The sequence below is a fragment of the Kribbella albertanoniae genome, from assembly GCF_004348455.1.
Lineage (GTDB): Bacteria > Actinomycetota > Actinomycetes > Propionibacteriales > Kribbellaceae > Kribbella > Kribbella albertanoniae.
In genome coordinates this window covers 26,138-44,388 of sequence record NZ_SMKA01000010.1, presented here as the reverse complement: position 1 = coordinate 44,388, position 18,251 = coordinate 26,138, and the positions used below count along the sequence as shown (strand labels likewise).

At 63.2% G+C, this 18,251-nt stretch carries 18 protein-coding genes; 16 read left to right on the top strand and 2 right to left on the bottom strand.

Annotation, left to right across the window (positions count from 1 at the left end; all coding sequences use genetic code 11):
- Positions 1-63: 63 nt before the first annotated feature.
- The 14 genes from E1261_RS04760 to E1261_RS04700 all read left to right on the top strand — a co-directional run bounded on the left by E1261_RS04760 (position 64) and on the right by E1261_RS04700 (position 10,586).
- The gene (locus E1261_RS04760) at positions 64-615 is read left to right on the top strand and encodes an RNA polymerase sigma factor (RefSeq protein WP_165952365.1); all 552 of its coding nucleotides are present in this window, start codon (positions 64-66) and stop codon (positions 613-615) included.
- The gene (locus tag E1261_RS04755; RefSeq protein WP_238176008.1) at positions 584-1,468 is read left to right on the top strand and encodes a class I SAM-dependent methyltransferase; all 885 of its coding nucleotides are present in this window, start codon (positions 584-586) and stop codon (positions 1,466-1,468) included. Before E1261_RS04760 ends, E1261_RS04755 begins: the two co-directional genes overlap by 32 nt.
- Positions 1,465-1,596, top strand: a complete 132-nt coding sequence (locus E1261_RS46810; protein WP_272948551.1) for a hypothetical protein — start codon at positions 1,465-1,467, stop codon at positions 1,594-1,596. The genes E1261_RS04755 and E1261_RS46810 overlap by 4 nt, the downstream gene beginning before the upstream one ends.
- Complete coding sequence (locus tag E1261_RS04750) at positions 1,593-2,042, top strand: GNAT family N-acetyltransferase (RefSeq protein WP_132402411.1); 450 nt, start codon at positions 1,593-1,595, stop codon at positions 2,040-2,042. Before E1261_RS46810 ends, E1261_RS04750 begins: the two co-directional genes overlap by 4 nt.
- Before the next feature lie 251 nt (positions 2,043-2,293).
- Positions 2,294-2,929 carry a DUF6529 family protein gene (locus E1261_RS04745; protein ID WP_238176007.1) on the top strand — a complete coding sequence of 212 codons (636 nt, stop codon included), beginning with the start codon at positions 2,294-2,296 and terminating at the stop codon, positions 2,927-2,929.
- Positions 2,930-2,955: 26 nt separating this feature from the next.
- The gene (locus E1261_RS04740; protein ID WP_132402408.1) at positions 2,956-3,429 is read left to right on the top strand and encodes a Rieske (2Fe-2S) protein; all 474 of its coding nucleotides are present in this window, start codon (positions 2,956-2,958) and stop codon (positions 3,427-3,429) included.
- Between the two features lie 258 nt (positions 3,430-3,687).
- Entirely contained in the window at positions 3,688-4,116 is a 429-nt protein-coding gene (locus tag E1261_RS04735) for a COG4315 family predicted lipoprotein (protein ID WP_202874306.1), read from the top strand.
- Between the two features lie 127 nt (positions 4,117-4,243).
- The gene (locus E1261_RS04730; protein WP_132402405.1) at positions 4,244-5,116 is read left to right on the top strand and encodes an ABC transporter substrate-binding protein; all 873 of its coding nucleotides are present in this window, start codon (positions 4,244-4,246) and stop codon (positions 5,114-5,116) included.
- 67 nt (positions 5,117-5,183) lie between these two features.
- Positions 5,184-5,837: a fibronectin type III domain-containing protein gene (locus E1261_RS04725; protein ID WP_132402402.1), complete on the top strand. Its 654-nt coding sequence runs from the start codon at positions 5,184-5,186 to the stop codon at positions 5,835-5,837.
- Positions 5,838-5,863: 26 nt separating this feature from the next.
- Positions 5,864-6,802, top strand: coding sequence for a GNAT family N-acetyltransferase (locus E1261_RS04720; RefSeq protein WP_238176006.1), 939 nt, complete (start codon positions 5,864-5,866; stop codon positions 6,800-6,802).
- Positions 6,803-6,836: 34 nt separating this feature from the next.
- Positions 6,837-7,397, top strand: a complete 561-nt coding sequence (locus E1261_RS04715) for an RICIN domain-containing protein (protein ID WP_132402396.1) — start codon at positions 6,837-6,839, stop codon at positions 7,395-7,397.
- On the top strand, positions 7,339-8,520 hold the full coding sequence (locus E1261_RS04710) for a phosphotransferase family protein (RefSeq protein ID WP_132402393.1): 1,182 nt from the start codon (positions 7,339-7,341) through the stop codon (positions 8,518-8,520). Before E1261_RS04715 ends, E1261_RS04710 begins: the two co-directional genes overlap by 59 nt.
- A 374-nt stretch (positions 8,521-8,894) precedes the next feature.
- Complete coding sequence (locus E1261_RS45120; protein ID WP_165952364.1) at positions 8,895-9,251, top strand: COG4315 family predicted lipoprotein; 357 nt, start codon at positions 8,895-8,897, stop codon at positions 9,249-9,251.
- A gap of 45 nt (positions 9,252-9,296) precedes the next feature.
- The gene (locus E1261_RS04700) at positions 9,297-10,586 is read left to right on the top strand and encodes an MFS transporter (RefSeq protein WP_132402387.1); all 1,290 of its coding nucleotides are present in this window, start codon (positions 9,297-9,299) and stop codon (positions 10,584-10,586) included.
- 1,072 nt (positions 10,587-11,658) lie between these two features.
- On the opposite strand, the gene E1261_RS04695 is transcribed toward E1261_RS04700, so the two are convergent.
- Positions 11,659-14,277 carry an ATP-binding protein gene (locus E1261_RS04695; protein ID WP_132402384.1) on the bottom strand — a complete coding sequence of 873 codons (2,619 nt, stop codon included), beginning with the start codon at positions 14,275-14,277 and terminating at the stop codon, positions 11,659-11,661.
- A 407-nt stretch (positions 14,278-14,684) separates the two neighbouring features.
- Between E1261_RS04695 and E1261_RS04690 the strand changes: the two genes are divergently transcribed.
- Together E1261_RS04690 and E1261_RS04685 are read left to right on the top strand one after the other, a co-directional pair.
- Complete coding sequence (locus E1261_RS04690; RefSeq protein ID WP_132402381.1) at positions 14,685-15,320, top strand: RICIN domain-containing protein; 636 nt, start codon at positions 14,685-14,687, stop codon at positions 15,318-15,320.
- A gap of 91 nt (positions 15,321-15,411) precedes the next feature.
- Entirely contained in the window at positions 15,412-15,591 is a 180-nt protein-coding gene (locus tag E1261_RS04685; protein ID WP_132402378.1) for a hypothetical protein, read from the top strand.
- On the opposite strand, the gene E1261_RS04680 is transcribed toward E1261_RS04685, so the two are convergent.
- Positions 15,574-18,144, bottom strand: coding sequence for an ATP-binding protein (locus tag E1261_RS04680; protein ID WP_132402375.1), 2,571 nt, complete (start codon positions 18,142-18,144; stop codon positions 15,574-15,576). The two genes, E1261_RS04685 and E1261_RS04680, sit on opposite strands and share 18 nt — an antisense overlap.
- Positions 18,145-18,251 lie beyond the last annotated feature (107 nt).

Below are 18,251 nucleotides of genomic sequence, written 5' to 3'. Positions count from 1 at the left end.
TGTCCGGTGCGGGCCGGTAGCTGCTTCGTGAGGTGTGTAGTGCCGACTACTGGGGATACATCGATGCTGGGTGAGAGATTTCATCGCGGCGATCAAACTGCTCTGACCGACATGTACCGCCTGTACGCCGGCCCGATGTTCGCGACTGCCTTCAGCATGCTGGGCGATCGTGAGTACGCGGCCGACGCCGTCCAGCGCGCCTTCGTCCAGGCATGGCAAGGGGCGGCCAAGTTCGACCCGAGCCGGGAGCTGAAACCGTGGCTTTACGCCATCACGAGGCGTGCCGCCATCGACGTCTATCGCCGTGAACACCGTTCGGCGAAGAATCTGTCGCTGGACGTGTCGTGGGAGGCGGAGGCGTTGCAGGCGGACAACCCCTCGTTGGAGGACGCCTGGCAGGCCTGGCAGGTTCGTGAAGCGCTGGAGAAGCTTCATCCGGACGAGCGGCGGGTTCTGCAGCTCGCCTATTTCGACGGGTACTCGCAGAGCGAGATCGCCAAGGTCCTGGACGTTGCCCTCGGCACCGTTAAGAGCCGGACGGCCAGAGCACAACGCCGCCTCAAGGAGTTGCTGGATCACCTCCGTGACTCCGATCCGCTGGACGCTAGCTCTTGACCAAGATCGGATGCCTACATTGAGTTCACGAACGAGCGGAGGACCCACCGTGAGTGATATCGAGCTGAATAGGGCGCTTTGGGAGCAGTTGGTGACCGCTCACTCCGAGGCGACCAGTGACTACTACGATGTTGAAGGCTTTCTGGCTGGCAAGTCGGTACTGGGCGAGATCTGTATTGACGAGGTCGGGGCTGTAGACGGCGTCGACCTCCTTCATCTGCAGTGCCATTTCGGGTTGGACTCTTTGGATTGGGCGCGGCGAGGTGCCCGGGTGACCGGAGTCGATTTCTCGCCGGCCGCGATTGCGCTGGCTCGCGAGCTGGCCCTGCGTGCAGGGCTGCCGGCAACGTTCGTGGAGGCAGATGCGCAGAGACTGCCGGAGTCGTTGGACGGGCAATTCGATGTGGTGTTCGCGTCGTACGGCGCTTTGTGCTGGATTGGTGACCTGGACGCGTGGTTCGGCGGGGCGTGGCGGGCACTTCGGCCAGGAGGACGGCTGGTGTTGGTTGAGCTGCATCCAATCTCGCTAGCCGTCGACTCTGTAGATCCGTTGGTGTTTGGTGAGCCGTTGACCGGAGCCGCGCCACACGTTGATCGATGGGAAGACAGCTATGCGGGCGGCGCCTCGGTGTCGCAGGACTATGTCGCCTTCCCGCATGGGCTCGGTGAGATCGTCACGGCGGCGGCGCGGTCCGGGCTGATCATCGAGAGCCTCACCGACTACGTCGCAGAGTCGCAGGAGCACCGGTCCGACGTGATGACCCGTGGCGACGACGGCAAGTACCGACTGCGGATCGGCGGGCAGGACATGCCGCTCACCTACGCACTGCAGGCTCGGAGGCAATTCGAGTGAAGCTCGACATCGAGTCGATTCGCCATGATTACGCGCTGATCGAGTCCGGCGTGACGTCACTGAACCGCAGGCGGATCCTGTCCGACCTGGCCGAGGACCTGGCCGTAATCGGCTACCCGCGCTCATGATCGAGGTCCGCGCGATCGCTCCGGGCGATGAACGAGCGGTCGCGCAGTTCCTCGACCTGGCCGGCAGCGGTACGACGGTCGTGGTCCACGGCATCACCTTCGACGCAACGACCTTGCCGGGGCTGATTGTCGAGCGGAATGGTGAGATCGACGGCCTGCTCACCTACGGCATACAGGGCGACGATTTCGAGGTGGTTACCCTGCAGGCAGCCGAGCGCCGGACGGGAGTCGGCGCGGCGCTGCTGGCCGCGGCGACCGAGATCGCCCGGAAGGCCGCCGAGCGGCGGTTGTGGCTCGTCACTACCAACGACAACGTCGACGCCCTCCGGTTCTACCAACGACGTGGTCTGCGGATGGTCGCGGTTGCCGCCGGAGCCGTGGACCAGTCTCGCAAGGTGAAGCCGACCATCCCGGAGGTTGGCGACTACGGGATTCCCGCTGCGTGATGAGATCACACTGGAAGTCTCCCTCTAGCCAGGCTGCCCGGCAGTGTCAGGCTTGGGTGTTGTCGGGTATCGGAGCCAGGCGTGATTGGTGGGTTGGGGAGCGTTCCACTCGGCAGCCAGTGTCTCGTCATCGGATAGCAGCCCAACCTCTTGGTCCAAGGACTCGTCGGCCTCTCTTAGCCTCCGCGATCTCGCCGTGTGAACCGGGTGGGGTGCGGGCTGCGTACTGAGCCACGTTATGACGTTTCGTCGTGGAGGGCAGCGAGGCAATGGACGCGGATGCTGATGCAACCATCGAGATGGCGCTGACTGAGCCGGATAAGGGCCCTAACCAGCCAGCTGGAAGGTCTGGGGCCGGCCTGCTGCTGGTGTTCGCTGTCGCCGGGGCCTTAGTGGCGCTGTCGCTTGGAATCTATGGCCGGACACACGTCCCCACCGGGCGACCGCTGGCGCTGTTGATCGGCTTCACGGAGATGACTCCGATGAAGGTGTGGCTCGCCACTGCGGGAGTGCTGCTCGGCATCTTCCAACTCGTCTCGGCGGCGTGGATGTGGGGTCGGCTGCCTGCCGCAAGAAAGATGCCTAAAGTACTGCCGCTGTGGCATCGGTGGAGTGGGTCGATCGCCTTCCTAGCCACGCTCCCAGTGGCCTACCACTGTCTATGGAGCCTGGGCTACAGCACAGTCGGTGCCCGAGCCGCGCTCCACTCCCTCTTTGGGTGCGCCTTCTATGGCGCTTTTACCACCAAGATGCTCGTACTTCGGTCCAAAGCGCTGCCGGGCTGGGCCTTGCCTGCTGCCGGTGGCCTGCTGTTCGCCCTGCTGATCGGGGCCTGGGCGACGGCCGGATTGTGGTACTTCACGCAATCCGGCGTACCGCTGCGTTGACAATCTCGCGACTAGGAGCAAATCGAATGACCAAGCCAGTGTCCGCTGTCGAGCGCCGGACAGTTCTGTTGGCAGGCGGTGCAGTGGCGACAACCACGGCACTGACCGGATGTGTGATCAAGCAGGAGGCCCCGCCAGTGGCGACGCAACCGCAACCGCGGGTCTCGTCGCCTCAGCCAGAGAGCCCGAGCGCAGGGTCGGAGGTGCCGACCGATCCGCCGCTCGCCCAGGTCGCGGACATCCCGGCCGGCGGTGGCGTGGTGCTCAAGGAGCAGAAGGTTGTGCTCACCAAGGACGGCAGCGGCAAGATCGCTGCGTTCTCCGCGGTCTGCACTCATCAGGGATGTGCTGTGACCGATGTGACGGGCGGAACGATCAACTGTCCCTGTCACAAGAGCAAGTTCGACGCGGCCAGTGGCGAACGGGTCGCTGGGCCCGCGAAGAAGCCACTCCCGTCTGTGGCCGTTGTGGAGCGCAACGGCGCTGTCTACCAGGCGTAGCGAGGACCTGACGTGTTCAAAAGCCTGCCCACTATGCTTTGGGTGATCGGGGCAACAGTAGCTGTGACGTGCTTCAGCCCGGTCGTCGGCGACGTGGTGACAAGCGCGCCTGTACCAGTGGTGGCGCCTCCCGCCGTCGGGGCATCTGATGAACCAACGATCGCTCCCTCTGGGCAGCCATCGGCTGAGCCGTCTGGACCGCCATCGGCCGTACCAGGTTCCGAGTCGCCTGGCGAGCCATCGGTCGGCACTGGTGCTTTGCCGCCGACAGAGGCACCCGGTACCACTCCTCCCGGCGACGATGGGACGGAGAGAGCCGTTGTTGTCAAGGGCGGCACGACGAAGCTCGGACCGACGGCGGTCGATGCTGAGGGCTTCACGCTCTACTTGTCGACTCTGGACGGCACGGATCCACCGGTGTCGGTGTGCAACACCAAGACTTGTCTGTCTGCGTGGAAGCCTGTCTACGTTCGCGACGGTGCGCCCGTTGCCGGCGCTGGCGTCGAGCAGTCCAAGCTCGGCACTGTCGTTCGTCGAGACAAGGATGTGCAGGCGACCTTGGGCGGCTGGCCCCTCTATCGGTTTGCCAAGGACCAGAAGCCAGGCGACGTTCTAGGCGAGGGGCTCAAGGGGACTTGGCACGCGATCAGCCCCGAGGGCAAGAAGGCCGTTGCGAGTACACCCTGACCATCCGCAATTGGAGGCAGCAGTAGTGGGGTTCAATCCGCGGCTTGTCTCAGCCGCTTTGCTGGTATCCCTGACGACAATCGGATGTGGCGCCGGTGCGCAGCCGTCCGAAGGACAGTCCTCCTCGGTGCGCGAGGTCGCATCGGCGACAGGGAAGTCTGTACGCATTCCTGTCCGGCCCGAGCGCCTCGTGGTGGATTGGATCACCTTCGACAACCTGATCGCATTGGACGCTGACCTGACCGAGGTTGCTGGCGCGTTTGGCCTTGAGTACTTTCGGAAGGATCCCAGTCTGTCGCCAGTCATGGTCGCGAAGGCGACCGAGGCCGGAGTGTCTGCCATCGGCGAGGCGTTCGAGCCGAAGTATGAGGCGGTTGGAGCACTCAAACCGGACGCGTTCCTGCTGGCCAAGGATCAGACCACCGACGAGGTGATCACCAAGCTCGAGGCGATTGCCCCTGTTGTCGTCTACACCGTTCCAGATGGGCGGAGGTCATTCGACGACTGGCGCTCGTCCTTACGAGCCACTGCAGGAGTGCTGAATCTGCAGTCCATGGCGGAGGCCTACATCACAAGCTACGACGATAAGGTCGCTGACTTCCGGACGGAGCATCCCGAGGTGGTCGACGGATTGGAAGTGACGGTTGGCAAGGTCACGAACGACAATGTAGCCGTGTCGATGTACAAGCGGAACCTGGGCACGAATGTCGTCGACGAGTTGGGTCTCATCAGGCCCGCAGCGCAGCGCGCACAGAAGGTCGATGCCTACCAATCGTTCGCCGTTAGCCTCGAGCGGCTCGACTTGCTGGACGCCGACATCATCTTTCTCGAGCAGCGGCAGGCAGATACGGGCTTTATGACCAGCAACGAGTTGTGGAAGCGCCTCAGAGCAGTGCAGAGCAATCGTGTGTTCTTTGTCAAGAACTATTGGCAGTCTGGCGGCGCCGGTTCCGCCAAGCAGGTCCTCGACGATGCGATCGCGGCACTGATGAAGAAGTGAGTGAACCACTTCATGGTTCGCCTGCGTATTGCAGGTGATCGGGCACCGTTCGGCCATTGGAGGTTGTATGTCCGCCCCACGCTCTCTGCTCGTCGCAATCATCACCGTGACAAGCCTGGCCCTGACGACTGGTCCTGCTTGGGCCGAACCGGACACCAGGCCGCCGACGATGCCGTCGGATCTGAAGGTCAGTCAGCTCACCGCGACAACGGTGACCTTCGACTGGCAGCCGTCGACCGATGACTCGGGTCCGGTGCGGTACGACGTCCGCGTCGCATCGGGGGGCTGGGAGGCGATCGCGTTGGGGACCAGCCAGTTGTTCGGCGGTTTCGACGCAGGTACGTCGTACCAGGCCAGCGTGCGGGCTGTTGATCCGGCCGGCAACCGTTCGGAACCAGCGCTCATCGGTTTCACCACGCTGTCTTGGTCGGTACCAGCACCCCCGACGCCGGGAAACCTACGCGCAGTCATCTCTGCTGGTCGTCTCCAGAGCATCGCGTGGGATGCAGTACCGGACAGTGGAGCAGTTACCTACTCGCTCTACTCAGGATCGTCGTTCGTGGCAGGCGCAGTAGGCACTCAGCTCACCGCAGCACACCTCATCAACAACGAGTGTGTCGAGCCCGGCAGCACGCATTCGCTGACCGTGCGAGCGGTTGGGGTGGACGGGCAACTATCAGGCCAGAGCGCACCGTTGACCGTCACTTTTCCCTTGGCCTAGGGGCGACGGACCTTCGGAGCCAAGTGATGCTGACAATCAGGGAAGTGCGATCTGACGCCGACTATCAGGCGTGGCGCTGGGTGCGGATGGTCGTACATCCCAACGAACGCTGCCCCAGTACAGCGGACCTGCAAGAAATGGCTACTCCCGAACGACTTCTCGTGCTCGCGGAGTCGGAGGGCCAGGTGTTTGGCAGCGGCTTGGCAGACCGGTCTGAGGAAGCAGAGCGGGCGTTTCTCGCCCCGCGCGTTCTACCTGAGTGGCGCCGTCGCGGGGTCGGTACTGAGTTGCTCGAGGCATTGGTCGATCACGCCGTGGATCACGGCTACAGCAGAGCCGGTTCAGGGGTAGGAGACGAGGGATCACTGGCGTTCGCCGAACGATTTGGTTTCGTTGAAACGGATCGCCAGATCGAGCAGGTGCGGATGATCGGTGTTGAGGCGCAGCCGACCCCACCGCAGGGGTACGAGATTGTTGCAGTCGCCGACCGCCCGGAGCTGTGGCAGGCCGCATACTCGCAGGTCGCGGTTGCGACCTTCCCTGACATGGATGTGCCAAGTCTTCTCCAGGTGTCGCTCGAAGATTGGGAATGCGAGTGGATCAATGAGCCTGCGGCGATGTTCGTCGCGGTCGCTGACGGCAAGGTGGTCGGCGTTGCTGGCCTGATGCTGGACTCGGATCTGCCGCATCGAGCGGAGGTTGCCTACACGGGAGTGCGGAGAGAGTGGCGCGGTCGATCGGTCGCCTCCACCCTCAAGCGAACCAGTATGGCATGGGCTGCGGCACACGGCATCACCGAGATCTACACCTGGACCCAGGCTGGCAACGCGAACATGCGTCGCCTGAACGAACACCTCGGCTTCACCTACGGCGCTGTCAGCATCAGCGTCAGAGGTGCCGTCCCCGTCGGCCAGCTAGCGGACGAAGGGAGCAATCCAGCACCGGCGGAAGAACCCGCTTGCTAGGTACGCAATCGATGATCTGGACCTGAGGAGAAGGATGAAGAGATCGTGGCGGTCAGTTGCGGCGGGCGTATCGCTTGCTGTGCTGACACCTATGGTGTGTGCCGTGCCCGCAACGGCGGCGGACGAGCGCGTGGCTGTGCTCCTGGTCAATGAGGGACTTTCCCGTGACAACGCTACCTGGGTGATGGAGGCCGATCCTGTCAGTGCGACAGTGAAGCTGGCCAGGGCAGTCCCCGGAGCCGTCGGCAAGTATCAGCTGTGGCAAATGCGGCCACATCCATTCCCGGCGGATCACCCGTTCGATGGCACACAGATCGTCAACGTCGGCACGGGCAAGTGCTTGGCGGATGATGGGCAATTCGACGCTCAGGCCTTGATCTTGGTCGACTGTGCATTCGCCTATGTCAACGGGTGGAAGTGGCCGCTGCCAAGTGGCGAGCAGACACCCGGGCCGTTGAGGCCGTGGAGCACGTTCACCGCCCGTACGCCGGTACCAACGACAGGTACTGCGGTGGCTCAGGTACTCCACCAGTTGAGTGCGGCCGAGGCTGGCGAGTACGGCGACGTGTCGCGCTGGCGGACTGTTCGCAGCTGAAATATGTCGGCGCTCGGGCGAAACGAGGGAGATTGTGGATCCGGAACTGACCTATCGGCTGGGTTCGAGCTTGCAAAGCTTGCTCGCGCTCGGCGACCACGACTGGACCCTTGAGGAGGTCAGGTACGCAGCTAACTCGCCAACCACCGCCGGACTGTACCGGGTGCGATTCGGTGACAAGTCGTTGTTCGTCAAGGTGCTGCGGTCGTATCGACTCTGGCCGCAGCTCGCGTTGCTGCCAGCCGAGTTCCAGACCCTGGCCGTGAGAGGCGACCTCTGGCGCTACGAGGCGGATGTCTACATTGACGGACTTACCTACTCGCTGCCGACCGGGCTGCGGCTGCCAGAGCTCTACGGTGTCGATCTGCTCGACGACGACCATCTCGTGATGGTGATGGAAGACGTACGCACGACGGAATCAGCGTGGGACCGCGAACGGTACGGGGCCGCGGCGCAGTTGCTCGGCCGCTTGAACGTCAGGCTGACCAGAAACGACACCCTGCCGGCAGCAATCGACAGGACTCCAGGCCGGTTCACCAGCATGATGGTCAGCGGGTTCGTCGAGCAGTTCGCGTTGCCCCCGCTGCTCGACCCAACCACCTGGGAGCACCCGCTGTTGGCTGGCTCGAACCTTCGCCACGACCTGGAGGAACTGGCGTCGAGAATCCCGCAGGTACTCCAGGAGTTGGCCGGTCGCCCGCACCTGATGAGTCATGGCGACGCTTGCCCGCAGAACCTACTCATACCGACCGACGCCTCCGACACCTTCGTCGGGATCGATTGGTCGCCTGGCGGAATGGTCGCCGCTGGCGACGACCTTGGTCAGCTGCTGATCGGCCGCGCCCACTCCGGCGAGCTGACCGTCGCCGAGCTCGCCGAACTCCGCGAGCTCCTGATAGATCGCTACCACGCCGGGCTCGTCAGCGAGGGATGCAGCAACATCACCACAGACGACGTGCGGACCGGACTCGACAGCGCTCTGATGCTGCGAAGCGCTTTCGCGTCACTGCCCCTTAACCGAATGGCTGAGCCAATGACGGAGGAGCTGGAGCAACTGGTGGGCCAGAGGCTAGAACTAACCCGCTACCTGGTCGAGCTTGGGACTGTCAGCCTTGGCAGATGATCAACGAGTCGCGCCAGTCTTGTGTCTCTGCTCTAAGCGGCTGCCCCAGCGACACAGGGCTATACGCGAAGAACCGAACGGGTGGCCGTCGTCGTAGCGGTAGTTGTCGGCATGCTCATGCCGGCTCCGTTGCGATAGGTCGCCGCCGAACGCGGTGAGCGAAGAAGAGGACCTGAGAAATGAAGCAGACAGCGCGCGCCCTGAGCGTCGTGGCGATGTTGAGCCTGGCAGCCTGTAGCGCATCGACAGAGGCCGGATCTGGCGCGACGACAGGGGCGTCGCCCTCCAGCGCACCTTCCACAGGTAACACGGAGCCCGCTTCTCCGGCGTCAGATGATGGTGCAACTGTCAAGCCTGGTCCAATCTCGTTGGCAGTGAAGACCACCACGTTCAAGGGAACTCAGGCGCAGATCGTCACGCTTAACGGTTGGACGGCATATCGGTTCGAAGGCGATGCGCACAAGCCATCGGAGGTCAGGTGCCTGTATGACTGCCTGGAGACCTGGCCCGCAGCGTTGACCGATGGCTCGCCGATCCAGGCGACTGGGATCGACAGATCCCTTGTTGGAACAGTGAAACGCAAGGATGGGCTTGTTCAGGTGACTCTTGGTGGCTGGCCGCTGTACCGCTTCAAGCAAGACAAGTCGGCAACCGACACCAAGGGAGAAGGAGTTGGCGGCAACTGGTCTGTCATCAGGCCCGACAGCAAGCCTGTCATCAAGAAGAGCTGACGCAATCGACGCCTGGCGGCTGACTAGTGATCGCGGTGAGGATTCGTGGATTCGCGTCTCCAGGATTCCAGATCACGCGGTCGGCCTGTGAGCCGCTGGCTGACGGACGCTGCAGGCGGTCTGCCGCGGACATTCTGGTACTTGTGGACGGCATCGCTGATCAACCGCACAGGGGCTGTCGCGCAGTTGTACCTCGGCGTGTATCTCCTGGCGGTTCGCGGCTTCGACGCCTCGTACGCCGGACTCGTCGTTGGTCTGGGTGGAATCGGTACGGCGTTGGGGGCTCTGCCTGGTGGCGTACTCGCGGACAGGTGGGGCCGGCGACCGGTCACCTTGAGCGGTTCTGTTCTGGCTGCGCTGGCGATGTTCTCTCTCGGCTTGGCGACGAGCCAGTTGTTGATCCTCGGCATCGCCATGGTCCTCGGGGTCTTCCAGGGAATGGTCAGGCCTGCGTTCACCGCCTCGATCATCGATGTGGTGAGGCCGGATGATCGCGTTCGCGCCTTGAACTTGAACTACTGGGCGTTCAACCTGGGCTCAGGTATTGCAGCCGTTCTGGCCGGATTCCTGGTCAGGGCGGAGCCAATGCTCTTGTTCGCAGTGAACGCCGGTGTCTTGCTGTGCTCAAGCATCCTGCTCGCCGTGAAGGTGCCCGAAACCAGGCCGAGCTCGCCGGTGGAGCAATCTGAGCCGATCGGTCTGGGGGTGGTTCTCCGAGATCGGACCTTCATGATCTTCGTCGGTCTGACCCTGCTGGGCTGGGCGATGATCGAGACGAACAAGATCCTGCCCGTCTCGGTCATCGATGACGGTCTGGACGTCACGGCGTACGGACAGGTCATCGTGGTGAACATGGCTCTGATCGTCGCAGGACAGCTCTTCCTGCCGAAGGTCACCAGACAGTTTCGTCGTGAACACGTGTTGGCTGTGTCCGTTCTTCTGGCCGGCTGCGGTTTCGGCTCGGCTGTCTTCGTAGACTCGTTGTGGGGCTACGCGCTGACTGTTGCAGTCTGGACTCTTGGCGAGATGCTCATGACCGTGGCCAACTCCGCTGTGGCTGTGGAGCTATCTCCGGTCGATGCCCGAGCCCGCTATCTGGGCGTCTTTGCCTTTGGCCTCACCGGCGCGATGTTCGTCGGCCCGGCCGTGGGCGGTCTCGTTGCCGACCAGTTTGGGACAGGAGCCCTCTGGGCGGGCGTGTTCTGCCTCGGACTGATCCTGGCTGTAGGGAACGCCGCGGCAGGCCCACCTCGGAGGCGTCGAATAACCAGCCTGCAGGCGTTGGACGAGTCCGCGACGACGGTCGAGGTGTCCGGAAGCAATCCGCGGCCGTAACTCGGAAGAACCAGATAGCCCCGCCGGTCGTAGTCGCTACTGGGCAAATGCCGTCTCGCTACGAAGGAGCTCGATCATGCAGAGCCGGTTCTAAAGGAAGCGCGATGGTGGCGAATGGCGGCGTTCAGCGCGGGGTGGCCGATGCTTTCCAGTCGGGGCCTGGTCGGGCTCTGGGCTCCTGTAGCACCTTCCTTCGTGCGCTCTGCGTTCGATGCTGGCCAGGACAGACTCATCGGCTCTAACACGACCTAAGGCTCCTGTTCCATGAGAACCGAATGGTGCCTCGGACTGCGCACACAGCATAGATGAGGCAGCGCCGGTCTCCCATCACGCAGTTGTGCCTGGCGTCTGTCTCGCCTGATCAATGGTCAGGGAGACAACCCCGACAGAGCCGGCGAACCGATGTCGGCAGTGCGAGCGTATTGGGTTTGACCATTGAACTGGCAGGTCCGCCTTCGGGCAGGGTGCGTGTGGCAACGATTGGAGCGAGCTCGATAAACTACGCGCTGCGGCTGAGCGACTCGGAACTTCTGCGGTATCGCATGATGGCCGAGCGTGCCGCAGCCCGGCAGCAGATGGTGGCGGACGGCCTGGTGTCAGGTGGTGAACTGGCTGCATGGTCCCTAGAGCTGGCCGAGGTCGACCGGTGGACTGAACGCCCAACCGTCAGCCTCCCTACCTTCGCTGTGGTGGTCCGTCGAGGCTCCTAATGTGTCGGTGGCTGCTGTGACTGAGGGGTTCCTCATCTTCTCAATGCGTGTCCATGGTGAGTGTTGGGCAGTAATCGAGGCGATGGCTGCTGTTTCAATTCAAGGGAGTGAGAAATGCGTCCTACTTTCAAGGCTACGATCTCGAGCGTAGTACTCGCATGTTCGGTTGCCGTGCTTACCTCGTCCGTTACAAGTCAAGCCGCGACAGCCCTCTCCGTGAGCGATGAGCATGGGCGAATCCTTGCGGGGGACATCTTTGATGAATGTCACGACTTCGAGCAGAACGCTTGCCCGAGGCCCTAAGCTCAAGACCAGCCGACCGTCGATCCGTTTGTCGTGGCCATGCTCGGCGAGCTCGGGCTCTACTGCGGATCGTTATCCAGGCTGATCCCGAGGTCGTGGGCACGTTGAGCGACGTGGCGGCGCGAGCTCACCGAGAGCTTGCGGAGGATTGCTGCCACATGATGGTCGACGGTCCGCACCGAGACGACTAGCTCGTCAGCGATGTCCGAGTTTGTCATGCCGCCCGCAACCAGTGTCGCAATGTGCTGCTCACGCGAGGTCAGGCCCGCGGGGTTGGCTCGAGTCTCTGGGGCTTGGGCGCGCGGAAGGCTCGCGACACCGAGCATGCGCAATCGCCTGCGTACCCGACGTGCGGCCAGGTCAGCGCCGAGGCCGGCAAAGATGTGGTACGCCTCCGTAGTCGGTCCAGGGAGTCCGGAGGAGGCAAGCTCGAGCGCCTCGTCGTAATCTGCATTGAGCCGCCGCCAACGCTCGGCAGCTTCTGACCAATCGTCGGGAGTTACTCCCTCGATGAGGTCCATGAGCCGCTTGGCCTGCCGAAGCAGCGGGATGGCAACGTGCCCGATTTTCAGGTCATTGAGTTCCGCCCACGCCCGCCTTGCCTGCTCCGAGTGCTCATGCAGCCAGCACCACTCGAGCGTGGCGATGCCTGCGTACGAGATGCCTACCGGCGACTGCTGCCGCGCGGCCTCAGATCGAACTAGTCGCAGCCGCGCTTCAGCCTCTGGGTGGCCGCTCCGGACGAGAAGGCGTGCCTCGAACATCAGGAGATAGAGGTTCTGGCGTCCGGGGTCGGAGAGCTCGATGTGGGCTCTCGCGTAGATCGACTGTGCAGCCTGCCACTGGCCTCGGCGTACGAGTAACATTGCCCGATGCAACTCGATATCCATCAGGTTGCCCCAAAGTGCATGTTCGTGCGTGTACTCGAGGCCAGTCTCGATGATCTGCGTCAGCTCGTCCCAGCGCTCGAGCCGGTAGAGCATCTGGCTGAGATTGATGTACGCCCGGCCCGTGGCTTCGTGTGCTTTGGCCGCCGTCGCTACAGCCAGACTCTGGTGAAGGTATCGCAGCCCGTCGAGGTCCCCGATATTGCATAGGGTGACGCCGAGATAGTTCAGGCTCAATGCCGCAAGGTCATCTCGCCGAGCTTCTATGGCCACTGCATGGGCTGCTCTCAGACGTGCGATGGCCTGCTCGCCCTCCACGCCGGCCAAGACTCCGACGATGCTCTGCTCGGTTACAGCAGCTGCTTGGGCACTGAGCGATGGTGTCCGCCCAGCCTCGTCAACGGCCCGGTCTGCGGATTCGATCGCGCCATCGGTGTCACCGTCGAGGTACTGACAACGAGAGAGGCGGACGAACGCCTCTGCCAGCTTGATTGAGTCTCCCGCCGTCTGCAGACGCTCGACGGCCTCCTTGCCTACTGAGACTGCTTGCGAGTAGTGGCCAGCCAAGTACAGCTGCCAACAGTGGGCGCTGAGCAGTTCAGTGACTTCGTGCTCGCTGAGCGATCCGGCGTGGCGCAGCGCTAGTTCGAAATGCATCAGGGCCTGGTCATGCGACCCGGCCTCGGCTGCCTCGTATCCAGCCGCCGGCGCGAATTCGATGATCCTGTCGATGGCGCCGGCCTCAACCGCGTGGTGGACCAGCCGGGCCAGCTCAGGCTGCGTCCTAGATGCCAGCATGGTGTCTAGAACCCTCTGGTTCAGACGCCGACGTCGGAGCGCGGAGAGGCTGCTTTCGACCGCGCGGCGGGCCAATTCATGCCGAAACGCGATGGTGTGACTGCCGTGTGTGGTTTGTATGACGAGCATGCCGAGGCTCTCAGCAGCGGTGGCCAATTCCAGACGGCCACCCAGTAGGTCGCTAGCCAAACCGGTGTCGATCGACATCGGAATGACCGACAGCTGTTCGAGTACGGCGATGGACTCCGGATCAAGGTGAGCTACCCGGGCGAGGACGACATCGCGAACCGACAACGGCACACCTTCACGCGGCGCAGCCAGCACCTCGGTCACGTAGAACGGGTTTCCACCTGTCAGCTTCGCCAGGTCCAGTGGCCGCCAACCGGATCCGGCAGCGAGCGTCTCCACGGCAGCGGACGACAAAGGGTCTAGCGAGACTCGGTGCACGGCGTCGCCGACAGCGACGGCCAACAGCCGGCGGAGAGCCTGCCGCCGAGAAAGATCCTCCGGCCGGAGTGTTAGCAGCATCAGGAGTGGCCAGCGATTCAGCCGCCGTAGCAGATAGTGAAGCAGGTCGATCGTTGCCTCGTCCGCCCAGTGGACGTCTTCGAGCAACAACACCACGCGATCAGGTCCGCTGAACTCGGCATCGAGGCCGTTCAGAATGGCTTCCTGGTCAGCAGATTCAAGAGCAGTTGCCAACGGCCCGCTCATGCCACGCATCGCGTCGCGGAAGGCACCCAGCGGACGGGTGACGTAGAGATCGTCGCAGGCTCCCCTCAAAACCCTGACCTCCGGGCCGACGGATTGAATGAATCGCTCAACCAGACTGGTCTTACCGACGCCGGCCTCTCCTGAAATTAGCAGGCAGCGGCCGTCTCCCGTCGTGGCTGCGGCCAAGGCGCGCGTCATGACCTCGAGCTGATGTTCCCGCTCGAGCAGTAGATTGCCAGCCGACAGACCCATGAAATAGCCGCCCCGATAGTCCAACACGCGCAGCGAGTGCCCGGCGAAAGTCTAGCGAGACATCCCGTCCCAGTCAGGCAATCATGCAAGCGTTTGGCATTCGGAATTGGGGATAGCCGACTGAACCCGGCCCGTTCCGTTGGTAGGTGCTCCCGGGCGAGTCTTGAGGAGCCTCGCCCGGGAGCAGCAGTGGAGACCCGAGTCCCTGACGACCGCTCCGCGCGCTGCGGGGGCCTGACAACTCGTGAGGCCAAGTCATCGGCCATGCGCGCGGGTCGCCGTGCCTCCGTACATCAGTACGCACCATCCACGGAATCGGTTCAGTGACAGACCGGGGCAACGAGCGGGTGACTATTGCGCGCGCTGCGGAACCGGTTGAAGTAGCGGCGGCGTACTGAGCTGTAAGTCCGACTACTTTCTGCAAAGGAACGACCATGCTCCGATCGAAGGTTCTCTCCCGACGTGCAGCCGCGGTCGTCGGTCTGTGCGCGGTGTCGCTAGTTGCGGCTCCGGGTCTAGCCGGCGCGACCCCAGACGCCAGAGTTGCATCGGCATCGACGACTGCGATCTTCTTTAGGACCTACCAGATCGGCGTGGGAGCCGACAAGGTCCAGTTCGCCCCGTCGGACCGCAGGTCCAACTCGCCCCTCACGTTCGTGCCGGCATTCGTGCCGGATCGGCGGTTCTCTGGGGCGACGGTCGGGGACCCCAACACGCCGAGAGACCGACAGTGGGCGATCGTGTCAAGCCTCGAGCCGGGTGCCAGAAGCATCGTCAATCGTGCAACCGAGACGTGTGCCGATATCGAGGAGGATCGTGAGAGGACGCCGGCAGTTGATCCGGACGGACGGGACCCGATGGGTGCTCGCGTGGTACTGCGGACCTGTGACGGGACGAAGAGCCAGCGCTGGAAAGTGGTGACCGCGAGCGGCAACTCGACCCATTTCGTCAACTTGTTCACGAATCTGGTGTTTACGCAGACCGGTGACGCAATCACGTTACAGCCATTCCAGAAACGACTGACGGGACAGTTATACGGCTCGACCTTCGTACAGGTGGTTGCGGGCTAGCCGCGCTCCTCGGGACGTAGTGAACGAGAACCGATCTAACGTCGGCCGCGTATGTCTCTGCAAGCTCGCGACCGTCGGATCGGAGAGGCTGATGGCAGATGACTTGGCCAGCAAGGCCCTCGTGCAGCCGGTCTGCCCGGAATGCGGTGGGCCGGCGACCGTCGTCGATCGGTTTGTCCTGTACTGCACGACTGGTCCAGTGCTGCATATCCGGACGACTTGCCAGTCGCCGCATCACTTCGCCGAGGAGTTCTCAGTCCAGGCCGAGTGACGCTGCGATTTTGGCCGCCTCACGCCGGCTCGATACTCCGAGTGTGCGGAGGATTGCCGATACATGATGATCGACAGTACGCCGGGACAGAACCAACTCAGTCGCGATGTCGGCGTTGGTCCTGGCGCTGGCGAGTAGTCGCAGGACATCGAGCTGTCGATCTGTGAGGCCGACAGGATTGGCTCTGGTGTGTACCGGGCTTCGACGTGGAAGGCGGGTGACGCCGAGCCTCCTCAAGTCGGCCCTGGCCAGATCGGCGGCTGGCCTTGCGCCCAGGTCATCGAGTTTCCAGATGGCAGCCATAGCGCGATCGACATCACTGGACGTTGCCTCGAAGAGGGCATGCTCGTAGGTGTTCTCCGTCAGTTCGGCCGCGCGCTCCCAGTCTCCCGTGATGGCTGCCGTGTATACCTCCGGACAACCTTCGAAGGGCTCGACCTGCAAGCCTGCCTTGCTCAGATAGAAGAAGATCTCGCCCATGATGTGCCTCAGGCCGTCGGGAACCGGTCGCTCCATGGCTCTGAGATAGATCGTCTCGGCCGCTTCTTTGCGTTGGCTCAGCCAAGCCCACTCCGCTCCACCGAGCCCGGAGTACAGGATTCCAATCAGTGATTCCTGTGCCCAGGCGCGGCGCCATGCACTGGTGAGGAGCGTCTCGGCGTCGGTGAGGAGGCCGCGTCGCGCGAGAATTCGGCCGAGCACGGGCATGCTGTAGACGGCGAACATTCCCGGATCGTCGGGAGCATCCATCAACTGACGGAGCCGGTCCTCGGCAGCGTCCATCATGCCCAGACGAAGGTCCAACTGTGCTTGATGGACTTCGAGATCGTAGGCATGTGACCAGATCCCGTGGTTCGCGACGAACGTCAGGCCGTCGGCTAAGCAGCTTGCGAGCTCTGCTAATCGGTCTTCCCTGAAGAGCACTGCTGCGAGGCTGGTGTATGCCCGAGCTGCCGATTCGTGGTCGCCAGAATCGAGCGCCGATTTCAGACTGTCGCGGATGCATTCCAGTCCATCCGGATTTCCGTCGTATGCGTAGGTAACACCGAGATAGTTGAGGCACAACGCGGCCAGATCGGTGCGGCCGACCTCGAGTGCCAGCTTCCTGGCCTGGCGGAGTTCGGCCGGTGCATGTCCCTGCCTGGCCAGGGTGATGATCATCGACCGATATGCCGAGATCGAGGCGAGTGCCTCCCTCGAACCAGCGCCCTCGGCGAGCTCGCCGGCCCGCTCGATCCCGGCCATCGCCTTCTGGGTATCGCCGGCTAAGTAGTGGCTGCGGGAGACTCGCAGCAGTGTCTCGGCGAGCTCCGCCGGCCGGCCAACCTGCTTGCTCAACCTGATTGCTTCGCCGCCGACCTGTACAGCATCGAAGAATCGATGCGCGATATGAAGCTCCCAAGCGTAGTCGTCCAGGAGTGAAGCACGTTCTCCCAGTGGTAGCTGATCGGCGTGCGGCATGACAGCGCCGAACGTTGCTGCCGCCTCATGATGCGATCCCGCGGCTGATGCGGCCCTAGCGACCGCTGGACCGTACTTGAGGATCGTCGGGACGTCTCTTGCGGCCACGGCGTGGTGAATCACCCGCGGAAGGTCGGGATCTGACTCCGCCAGGAGGGCGTCGACAAGTGACGCGTTGAGCGCGCGCCGCCGCATGCCGGGCAGCTGCTGCTCGATGGCTCGCCGTGCGATCTCGTGCCGGAACCCGATTCCGTCCGGAAACAACACCACGAGGCCAACCCGCTCGGCGTCGTCGAGGGCCTCGATTTCTGGTCCGAGCAGCCCTTCGGCGATGCTCAACTGCAGGTGAGACGGGACTACAGAGAGCAGTTCGAGAGCTCGTATGCCATCGTCGCTCAGCTGTGCAAAGCGGCCGAGCACCGCGTCGACCACCGTGGCCGGAACGACGCCGAGCGGGCCGGAGAGAATCTCGGTGACGTAGAACGGATTGCCCTTGGTGAGGGCATGGACCTCCTGCGCATCGTGTCCCGAGCCCGCTGCGAGAGTCTCAACCCCTGCTGCCGAGAGCGGGCCGAGCTTGATTCGGGTGATGTGCCGACCCGACTCGCCGAGGAGTGCTCTCAAAGCGCCTCGAGACTCGACCGCGTCAGGACGGTAGGTCAGCAGAATCAGCGCGCGAATCCGATCCAGGCGGCGGGCCAGGTGCCGAAGTACGTCGACAGTGACATCGTCGGCCCAGTGGACGTCTTCGATGACCAGTACGTGCAGGCTTGGCCCGGTGAACATCGCGGTCAGCTCGTCGAACACTCTGTCGATGGATTGGCCGGCAAGCGCCTCCTCGAGGTCTCCGCCGTGACCGCGGAATGCCTCGCGCAGTGGTCCTAAGGTTGGTGGAGCCAACAGGTCGTCACAGGCTCCGACGTATGCGTCTACCTCCTCAGGCAGTTGGTTGAGGAAGCTGTGCACGATGCTCGTCTTGCCTATACCCGCCTCACCAGGGAGCAAGATCAAGGAGCTGTGCTCGGCGATGGCTGCAGCCATCAGGTCAGCCATCGGCTGATCGCGCTCAAGCAGTTCCACGGTCGGTCGCATCAGGATTCATCATGCCGGTGACCCGCGGCCAACACCATTCCATACCGGCCGCTAAGCCGCCCAGGTGTGGCGCGCCATGTCTTGTTCGCCACTGTGGATGCGGCCAA

Excerpts from the sequence above, each read along its gene's own strand:
- E1261_RS04760 (WP_165952365.1), top strand. The coding sequence starts at position 64 with ATGCTGGGTGAGAGATTTCATCGCGGCGATCAAACTGCTCTGACCGAC.
- E1261_RS04750 (WP_132402411.1), top strand. The coding sequence starts at position 1,593 with ATGATCGAGGTCCGCGCGATCGCTCCGGGCGATGAACGAGCGGTCGCG.
- E1261_RS04740 (WP_132402408.1), top strand. The coding sequence starts at position 2,956 with ATGACCAAGCCAGTGTCCGCTGTCGAGCGCCGGACAGTTCTGTTGGCA.
- E1261_RS04725 (WP_132402402.1), top strand. The coding sequence starts at position 5,184 with ATGTCCGCCCCACGCTCTCTGCTCGTCGCAATCATCACCGTGACAAGC.
- E1261_RS04720 (WP_238176006.1), top strand. The coding sequence starts at position 5,864 with ATGCTGACAATCAGGGAAGTGCGATCTGACGCCGACTATCAGGCGTGG.
- E1261_RS04715 (WP_132402396.1), top strand. The coding sequence starts at position 6,837 with ATGAAGAGATCGTGGCGGTCAGTTGCGGCGGGCGTATCGCTTGCTGTG.
- E1261_RS04690 (WP_132402381.1), top strand. The coding sequence starts at position 14,685 with ATGCTCCGATCGAAGGTTCTCTCCCGACGTGCAGCCGCGGTCGTCGGT.
- E1261_RS04685 (WP_132402378.1), top strand. The coding sequence starts at position 15,412 with ATGGCAGATGACTTGGCCAGCAAGGCCCTCGTGCAGCCGGTCTGCCCG.
- E1261_RS04680 (WP_132402375.1), bottom strand. The coding sequence starts at position 18,144 with ATGCGACCGACCGTGGAACTGCTTGAGCGCGATCAGCCGATGGCTGAC.